We start from the raw sequence: 7,821 nt of genomic DNA, 5'->3' as shown, positions 1-7,821 counted from the left end.
TTTCGGGCCAGACCAAGGCGCGACGAGGGCGCGGTGCAGGCACCGTAACCGAGGAGCAACGCTGGGCTGGCTCGAAAGACACCGGCTCTTCCTTCCCCGCGCTTCAGCGCCTCTTCCCCACAACACCTCCCCTCCATTCTAACAGTGAATTCTGGAGGTTGGTATCAAGCGCTCGCCTCGGCGCCCTTGTGCCCCAGGGCCTTGACCGCTCGGTTCAACTGGTCAAACTCAATCGGCTTCTTGATGACCGTGACGGCACCCCGAGCCAGAATCTTACTCAGGATCTCGCTGTCAGGGTAGCCCGTGATGATGACAATCGGGACGTCTGGGTGCATCTCTTTGATTTTGATGTAAAGCTCATCCCCTGGGATGTCCGGGAGCTTCAGGTCCAGGAACACCAGATCGAAGGATTGCTTCTCGGCCTGCGCGATGGCCTCGGCTCCGGTTCCCACGACCACGCGGGCAAAACCAGCCTTCTTGAGATACTGCTTGAAGAGCGTTTGCAAGCCCTCGTCATCGTCCACCACCAAGACACTGGGCTGGCCATCTTCCTCATTCCGAAGGACATCCCGGTCGAGCAGGCTGCGCTTGATCCGCCAGCGACCACCAATTTGCACCGCGGGCAATTGTCCGCGCTGGACCAAGTAGTAAACCGTCGGCAGAGGAATTCGCAGGTATTGCGAGGTTTCCTTCACCGTCATCAATTCGGGCTGTTCTTCTTCGCTCATAGTAAACTGTCGGCTGAGGTGGCTGCGGGTGTTCAGAGAGTCAAAAAAGGTCAGGAAGGAAACCAGGTTTTATATTTTCCATAAAAATGACCTTTTTGGGGCTTTTGGTAATTCTTATCTCCAACACATTTAATACAGTTTTTGACAGTATTCCAAGGATAATTTTCAGAATCGAGGGAAATCCGTGTGTTTTTCTCAGGTTTGCTATAACAATTAAGAAATCTTAAGCATCTAGCTGAAAGCGTTTCTTCAAATCCTGCCAGGAGAACTGGATGAGGGTGGGGCGACCGCGTGGGCAGCAGTAGGGCATGTCGCATCGAAGGAGTTGCGCGACCAGCTCTTCCAGGCGCTTGGTGGTCCAGGCGGCCTTTTCCTGAGAGAGGTTCTGGCTGATGGCCTTGAGGAGTCGCTCTTGCCGTCGCTCTCCCCCTCGACCCAAGCCTTTTTTCAAAACGCCCGCCATCTCCAGGACGGTTTCGGCCGGACCCAGCTCTTCGAGGTAGGCCGGCACTTCGTCCAACTTGAGCGTCCCTGAGCCAAAAAACTCGAGCGCGAAACCCATGGCGCTCAAAAGCTCTCGATGCTCCAGCAGCTTCTCGAGATCGGACGGCGCGGGTTGCAGGGTTACGGGAACCAAAAGAGCTTGGCGGGCGACTTCTCCCGAATTGATCTCCTCGAGCGCTCTTTCATAGAAAATGCGCTCCTTGGCCGCCCTTGGCCTCAGCAGGACCAGGCCCTCGGTAGACTCCAAAAGGCCATACTCCCCTCCCAGCACGGCCAGGCATTGAAACGCCTGTTCCTCCGCGATCTCCAAAGGCAGCTCCCAGGCCCTCTCGCGAGGCGAAAAGGTCCACTCTTCCCGGGCCTCGCTGGGAGCCTCTTCCCGAACTCGACCCTCCACCGCCGTTTCCTGGACGCAGGCTGATGCCGCTGGCTCCTCTCGGACCGTCTGGGCGAGCTTCGCGGCCGGTGCCGCGCTTGGCTGCAAGGCCCGGACCAGCACCTCCCGCACACCCTGCTCCACTTGAAGCTCGTCCCGAAAGCGGACCTCCTTTTTAGCGGGGTGAACATTCACATCGATCCTCTCCGGTGCCAGCCGCAACCAGAGGAAGGCCATGGCCGACTTGCCCGGAGGCAAACGCCCCTCGTAGGCCGAGCGAATGGCCCGCTGGAGGAGCGCGCTTTCCACCACTCGGCCGTTCAAAAAGGTGCACTGCAGGCGCCGGTCTCCTCGACCATACCCGGGTTGCCCCAGCCAGCCCTCCACCTGAAGCCCCTTGCTCTCGGTCGGGGCCAGCGGAAGGAGGAATTCTTGGAGATCCTTTCCCACAAAATCAAAGACTCGCTCCCGCAAGGTGTTCCCAGCCGCCCAGCGAAAGACCTCTTGGCTGTCTTTTTGAAAGCGGAAGGCCACCTCAGGATGCGCCAGTGCCAGCAGCCGCAGTGCCCGCTCCACTCGCGCGGCCTCCGTCGCCTGACTCTTGAGAAACTTCCTGCGAGCCGGGACATTGAAAAAAAGATGGCGGACTTCAATCTGGGTTCCGGGGGCCAGCCCCACTTCCTCAACCTGCCGCAAGCGTCCGCCGTCGACCCGGACCACCGTCCCCGCTTCGCTGTTTGCTTCCCGCGTGCTGAGACTGAATTGAGAGACACTCGCGATGCTGGCCAAGGCCTCGCCTCGAAAGCCCATGGTGGTCACTCCAGCCAGATCCCGCGAGTCCCGGATCTTGCTGGTGGCATGGCGCTCCACAGCCAGCAAGGCATCCTGCCGATCCATCCCCTGCCCATTGTCAATCACCCGCAGCTGCGAAAGGCCACCCCGCTGGATGAGGACCTCGATTTGGCTGGCTCCAGCATCGAGCGCGTTCTCCACCAATTCCTTCACCACGGAAGCCGGCCGCTCCACCACCTCCCCGGCCGCGACCTGACTGGCAACTTGATCGGTAAGAACGGCAATCCGGCCCATCAAAGCAAATAAACCGTAGAGAAGCTTGTCTCTCAGGTAAAAAATCAGAATTTTGCTTTCGAGAGATGTCATTTGTCACGAATCTCGCTATATTAAAAAGGACAGACCAGGATCCCTGGCTCCCATCCTTCATGTTGAACCTCACGCCGGCCGCCAAAAGTGAACTGCAAGCGCTTCTGCAAGCGCGGTCGGAAGACGATGGGCAAGGCTTGCGTCTGCGGGTCGACAAGGGCGGATGCGCTGGTTGGCAGTATGTCATGAAAGTCGATCAGCAAGCTGAGGCCGACTGGGTGCTCAACGACGAGGGGGCCCGGGTTTTCGTCGATCAGGAAAGCCTCACTTTCTTGAAGGGCTGCACCGTCGATTTCAGCGATGACCTCACGGACGCGGGGTTCAAAATCGTCAACCCGAACGCCGCTCGAAGCTGTGGCTGCGGGACTTCCTTCGAACCCACCTCCCGCTAAGCTTTCTCCCGACGGTCTCTCATGAAGCGCGAACGGATTTTTCATCATCCCTCTGACTGCTTCCTGACGACCGGCGGATCTGGACTCAGCCCCCGGGGCCGAGCCCAGAAATCACGGCAAAATGGGCTTCTCTGGTGGGTCGTTGGCACCACCCTTCTGCTAGCGGGAGCGACTGGCTCTTGGCTAGCCTGTCTCTACATCTTCGGCTACCCCGAAAAGCCGCAGAACTATCAGATCCTGCAAAGCTTCGAAAGGCTCTCCCCTCCGCAGGTTTTCAGTCGCATGAGCTATCCCGAAGGCCAAGGCCGGGCCTCCCGCCATCTCTACGGGAAATTTCGCGGCTACAATCAAACCCAACTAGAAGCGCTCAACGCGCGCCTGAAGCGGGATTACATCCGCAATTACGAAGACGCCCACAGCCTGTCCTACCTCGAGGGCTCGTTCCGGATCGAATCGGCCCGGGTTCTGGGAGAAGCCGATTTTTTCCAGAAGGGACTCTTGGTCGAAGCTCGTTCCAAGGACTACCCCTTCTTGGCCGCCGAAATTTTGCTTCCCACCAAAAAAGCCCTCTCCGAATTCTCCCAGAAGGACTTGCAAGGGGAGACCCTCACCCTCTCCGCGGGAACCGACTTTGCCGCCCTCCTGCATGTGGCCAGAGAGGATGAAAAAACCATTCGCCTGAGCGTGGTGCCCCTCAGTTATCGCCAGCAGCAATTCAAAAAAGGACCACGGCTGGCCTTGTCCCCCCCCCGTGCTGTCAACCCGCGGTCGGACTGGCCTTTGGGCGAGGCCCTGGCACCTTACAATCCAGCCGGCAACCTGGCTCACGAAATCGCAGCCAGAATTCGCTGACGGCTCATTCTTTCCGTCGTTCAGCCAGCTCCGCTTGGAACCACTCTTGGAAGAGTTCCTGGGCTTGTTTCAGGAGAGGCATCCGAGAGCGACTCAGGAGATCGGGCGGCATCGGGTTGTCTTGCGGGCGTTCGCCTAGGGTGATTTCGACAGTTCGCCATTCCTCTCGCGGCACCCGGGAAACGGAGTCGATGACCGCCAAAAGGAGCCGATTGAGCTCCTGCGGCTCGGCTTGGTCGAGAAGGCCGAGATCCAGCACCCCCTGGGGCGACACCAGGTCCAACTTCACGGAAGTCTCCACCAGGCGACCCCCAATCTCTTCCAGGAAAAACGTCCCGGGGTCCTGAGGCGGGAAGGTCTGCCCATTGATGGAGAGAATGACATCCCCCACTTTCAAACCAGCCCGTGCCGCGCCGGTCTCCGGGAGCACCTGGGCCACAATGATGGCTCCCAGCCGCTCCCCAGCGGGCAGGCGGACGATCGATCGCATCATGGAAATGCCGACAAATCCCGGTCGAATCCCGGCGCCCTCTTCATGAATGCGCCACCGGAAAAGCAGATTGCGGATCTGGAAGTGAAGCTCCGGATCATCAAAACGAACATAGGCATCGAGGAGGCGATCCGCCACCGCTTCTCCTTCCTCCGTCAGCTGCGCTCCGAGCAGCTTGATTGCTTCCTTCCGATCTGAGAAATTCTCCGAGCGGAGGACCTCGATGAGTTCTTCGAGCGAGCCGTCCCCCGCCCTCTCTTCGGCTGGGAGCCGCTCCACCCCGCCCAGGAGCAGCATCCCCAAAAAGCCTACCAATTTTCCCACTCTCTCTCGCTTCATCACGTTTCGACAGCTCCTCACGAAGGCACAAGCGAGCGCCTCTTCTTCTCCCCGTTCAGGAAATTCGCCAAGTTTCGGAAGAAACCGCACCGCATTTTTCACTGGTTTGCTTCTCGTCGCAAGATTCCACCTTAAATTACCGTAATTTGTCCTACCCTCGGCTGACATTCTCTTGAAAACGGGCTTCGGCTCGCTTCTTTGGCCGCCTCAGCAGAATTTGCCTCAACCCATATGAAAACACTCGACTCCAACGACTCCGCTCTCGGTCCTATTTTGTCTTTCTTGCTCCTGAGAATGTTTCTCGGTTTCCATCTTTTTCTCTCAGGAATCACGAAATGGAAATCCCGCTACCCCCAGGAGGATGACGAGGGGAACAGCTACTTTTATTCCTTTTCGCAAAAAGAGGCGACCATGAAAGGGGTGGCCGACACCATGATCGATTTCTCCGGCCTCCCCGCTTGGATGGTGAACATCTATGCCAGCCTCTTGCCCTACGCCTTTATGATCGCCGGCCTGGCGGTCTTGGTCGGTGCCTTCCCCCGCATCGCTCTCGCACTGGGCGGCGTCATCTACTTCTCTCTCGCCTTTGGCCTCCTGCTCCTGCCGGATGACCAAGCCATCACCAACCTGACTCTTTACATCGCCATGAGTGCCGGGGCCCTGGCACTGGTAAAATACAATCGCTTCTCCGTCTTCCGAGGCGATCTCTAACGTAACGCCAAGACAGCCATGAAAGAAAAAGAACCACCCACTGATCCTTCGGGCCTCAATCGCCGCTCTTTCTTGAGGAATTCCGCCATCACCGGTGGTGCCTTGCTTTTGAGTGGTCGCCAGGCCCACGCGCAGACCAAGCGCAATGAACAGCTGCAAGTCGCCCTCGTCGGCTGCGGTAGCCAAGGGGACAAGCTTTACAAAAGCGTCGAAGGGATCCCACTGACTTCCAACCTCCAGGTCCACTTCCGCGCTGTCTGCGACATTTGGGACAGCAAGCGCCGTCGCCTGGCCAACAAGGCCAGACAAAAAGGCCACGATGCCGTTGAATACGTCGACTTCGAAGACCTCCTGGAAAAAGAAGCGGGCAAACTGGACGCCGTGTTCGTGGCCAGCCCGGACTTCTGTCACCACACCCACACCAACGCTGCCCTCCAAGCCGGTTTGCACGTCTACTGTGAGAAGATGATGTCGAACACCATTGAGGACGCACGCTCCATGGTAGTGACGGCTAACCAAACGGGGAAACTCCTCCAAATCGGTCACCAGCGACGCAGCAACCCCCGTTATCGCAACCTCGTGAGCGATCTCCTGCACCAGGAATCGCTCCTGGGCCGCATCACCCACGCCACGGCCCAGTGGAACCGAGGAGTGCAATCCAGCAAGCCCATCACCGTCGCCAAGAGCCTCAACTTGGATAGCAGCACCCTCAAAAAGTATGGCTATGGGGACATGCGCGAATTTCTCAATTGGCGCATGTTCAAAAGATATGGGGGCGGGGTCATCTCCGACCTGGGGGCTCACCAGATCGATCTCTTCGGCTGGTTCCTGAATGCCAAGCCAAAATCCGTCTTGGCCGCAGGGGGCGTCAATTATTGGGACGAGTATGAACTGCCGGACAACGTCATGGCCATCTACGACTTCGAGACGCCTGAGGGAATCTCCCGCGCCTACTACCAGGTCTTGACCACCTCCAGCTCCCTCGGATTCTTCGAACGGTTCATGGGAGACGAAGGCACGGTCACCATCTCGGAAAACCCCTCCCAAAACCAAGCTTACCGCGAGTCAACCGCCCCCAAGTGGGATCGCTTTGTGGATTCCGGCAAACTCGTCAACGTGGCTGATGCCTCCGCTGACTCCGAAGCTCGCTACAAGTGGCAGCAGGCGAAACCCTGGGGGGAACCACCCACCCCTTGGAAGGTCAGTGGAAATGGAATCGTGGACTCCCGGGCCTCTGCCGCCCTGGAGGCCTACGAGTTGGGCACCTCACTCGATCTTTTGCCCCACACCCCCCACGTCATGAACTTCGTGGAAGCCGTCAAGGCGGACGACAAGTCTCTTCTCAACTGCCCAGGCGAAGAGGGTTACCGCACCTGTGTGGCGGTTCTCTCCGCCTATGAATCCATGGAGTCTGGATCGAAGCGAAACTTCTCAGACGCTGACTTCGCCGTCTGACTTTTTTATCCCAAAAAACCGAACCTACATGAAAATTCTTCCCCTTCTTTCCCTCACTGTTCTTCCCCTGCTCTTCGCCGCTTGCGGTGGCGGAGGCGAGGAAGCTCCCGAGGCGGGCGGTGCCTCGGAGGGTGCCGTTCCATCTGGTTGGAACGCGCTCGAGATCGATGTTCCGCAAGCGGTCGACATCGGCACTCCCGAGGAAGTCGAGCTTCCCAATCTCGACAAATCGTCTCACGGAAAACCAGCCGACGTCTACGTGCCAGACGGAGTGAAGAACGTCGCTCTTGGCAAGACGGTCACAAGTAGCGATGAGTTCGACCCCATCATGGGATCGTGGGATCAACTGGTCGATGGCGAAAAACAAACCAGCGATGGGTATTTCATAGAGCTGTCCTCGCTCGGTTTGCAATGGGTTCAAATTGATCTGGGAGAGCCCATGGATCTGTATGCCATCGCCGTCTGGCACTACTTCCAACAGCCTCGCGCTTACAAGGACGTCGTCATTATTCTCTCGAATGACCCGGGCTTCTCAAGTGGAGACGAAGTGATTGTCTTCAACAACGATCATGATGACTCGGCCGGCTTTGGCGAGGGCTCCGACATGACCTACTTCGAGACGAACTGGGGCAAGCGAATCAGCACCTCCCCGAATGGCGAGGCCATCAATGCCCAGTATGTCCGTCTCTACAGCAACGGGAGCACTTCAGATGACCTCAACCACTACGTCGAAGTAGAGGTTTACGGAAAATAAGAAGCCTCCAAAGTTCCTCTTTCCAAACGGCCACCGGCGAATGCCGCGTGGCCGTTTTTTTG

The 7,821-nt window shown here is 58.0% G+C and carries 8 protein-coding genes; 5 read left to right on the top strand and 3 right to left on the bottom strand.

What is annotated here, in order from left to right; genetic code table 11:
- Positions 1 to 164 precede the first annotated feature (164 nt).
- Complete coding sequence (locus tag AAF555_09520; GenBank protein ID MEM6911806.1) at positions 165 to 728, bottom strand: response regulator; 564 nt, start codon at positions 726 to 728, stop codon at positions 165 to 167.
- Positions 729 to 951: 223 nt separating this feature from the next.
- Positions 952 to 2,766 carry a DNA mismatch repair endonuclease MutL gene (gene mutL, locus AAF555_09515; protein MEM6911805.1) on the bottom strand — a complete coding sequence of 605 codons (1,815 nt, stop codon included), beginning with the start codon at positions 2,764 to 2,766 and terminating at the stop codon, positions 952 to 954.
- Positions 2,767 to 2,825: 59 nt separating this feature from the next.
- On the opposite strand from mutL, the gene AAF555_09510 reads away from it, so the two are divergent.
- The gene (locus AAF555_09510; GenBank protein ID MEM6911804.1) at positions 2,826 to 3,158 is read left to right on the top strand and encodes an iron-sulfur cluster assembly accessory protein; all 333 of its coding nucleotides are present in this window, start codon (positions 2,826 to 2,828) and stop codon (positions 3,156 to 3,158) included.
- A 21-nt stretch (positions 3,159 to 3,179) separates the two neighbouring features.
- A complete protein-coding gene (locus tag AAF555_09505; GenBank protein MEM6911803.1) occupies positions 3,180 to 4,010 on the top strand; it encodes a hypothetical protein in 831 nt (276 codons plus the stop codon).
- Positions 4,011 to 4,014: 4 nt separating this feature from the next.
- Here AAF555_09505 and AAF555_09500 read toward each other — a convergent pair whose 3' ends face one another.
- Positions 4,015 to 4,839: a PDZ domain-containing protein gene (locus AAF555_09500; protein ID MEM6911802.1), complete on the bottom strand. Its 825-nt coding sequence runs from the start codon at positions 4,837 to 4,839 to the stop codon at positions 4,015 to 4,017.
- Between the two features lie 231 nt (positions 4,840 to 5,070).
- On the opposite strand from AAF555_09500, the gene AAF555_09495 reads away from it, so the two are divergent.
- From AAF555_09495 to AAF555_09485, 3 genes are read left to right on the top strand one after another with little or no spacing between them, the layout of a single operon-like run.
- Complete coding sequence (locus tag AAF555_09495; GenBank protein MEM6911801.1) at positions 5,071 to 5,550, top strand: hypothetical protein; 480 nt, start codon at positions 5,071 to 5,073, stop codon at positions 5,548 to 5,550.
- Positions 5,551 to 5,568: 18 nt separating this feature from the next.
- Positions 5,569 to 7,005: a Gfo/Idh/MocA family oxidoreductase gene (locus tag AAF555_09490; GenBank protein MEM6911800.1), complete on the top strand. Its 1,437-nt coding sequence runs from the start codon at positions 5,569 to 5,571 to the stop codon at positions 7,003 to 7,005.
- A gap of 28 nt (positions 7,006 to 7,033) precedes the next feature.
- Complete coding sequence (locus AAF555_09485; protein ID MEM6911799.1) at positions 7,034 to 7,759, top strand: hypothetical protein; 726 nt, start codon at positions 7,034 to 7,036, stop codon at positions 7,757 to 7,759.
- Positions 7,760 to 7,821: the final 62 nt, after the last annotated feature.

Source organism: Verrucomicrobiota bacterium (assembly GCA_039027815.1).
Lineage (GTDB): Bacteria > Verrucomicrobiota > Verrucomicrobiia > Verrucomicrobiales > JBCCJK01 > JBCCJK01.
The sequence above is the reverse complement of the archived record's forward strand: the minus strand, read 5'-3'. Positions and strand labels throughout refer to the sequence as shown.

Excerpts from the sequence above, each read along its gene's own strand:
- AAF555_09500 (MEM6911802.1), bottom strand. The coding sequence starts at position 4,839 with ATGAAGCGAGAGAGAGTGGGAAAATTGGTAGGCTTTTTGGGGATGCTG.
- AAF555_09485 (MEM6911799.1), top strand. The coding sequence starts at position 7,034 with ATGAAAATTCTTCCCCTTCTTTCCCTCACTGTTCTTCCCCTGCTCTTC.
- AAF555_09510 (MEM6911804.1), top strand. The coding sequence starts at position 2,826 with ATGTTGAACCTCACGCCGGCCGCCAAAAGTGAACTGCAAGCGCTTCTG.
- mutL (MEM6911805.1), bottom strand. The coding sequence starts at position 2,766 with ATGACATCTCTCGAAAGCAAAATTCTGATTTTTTACCTGAGAGACAAG.
- AAF555_09505 (MEM6911803.1), top strand. The coding sequence starts at position 3,180 with ATGAAGCGCGAACGGATTTTTCATCATCCCTCTGACTGCTTCCTGACG.
- AAF555_09490 (MEM6911800.1), top strand. The coding sequence starts at position 5,569 with ATGAAAGAAAAAGAACCACCCACTGATCCTTCGGGCCTCAATCGCCGC.
- AAF555_09495 (MEM6911801.1), top strand. The coding sequence starts at position 5,071 with ATGAAAACACTCGACTCCAACGACTCCGCTCTCGGTCCTATTTTGTCT.
- AAF555_09520 (MEM6911806.1), bottom strand. The coding sequence starts at position 728 with ATGAGCGAAGAAGAACAGCCCGAATTGATGACGGTGAAGGAAACCTCG.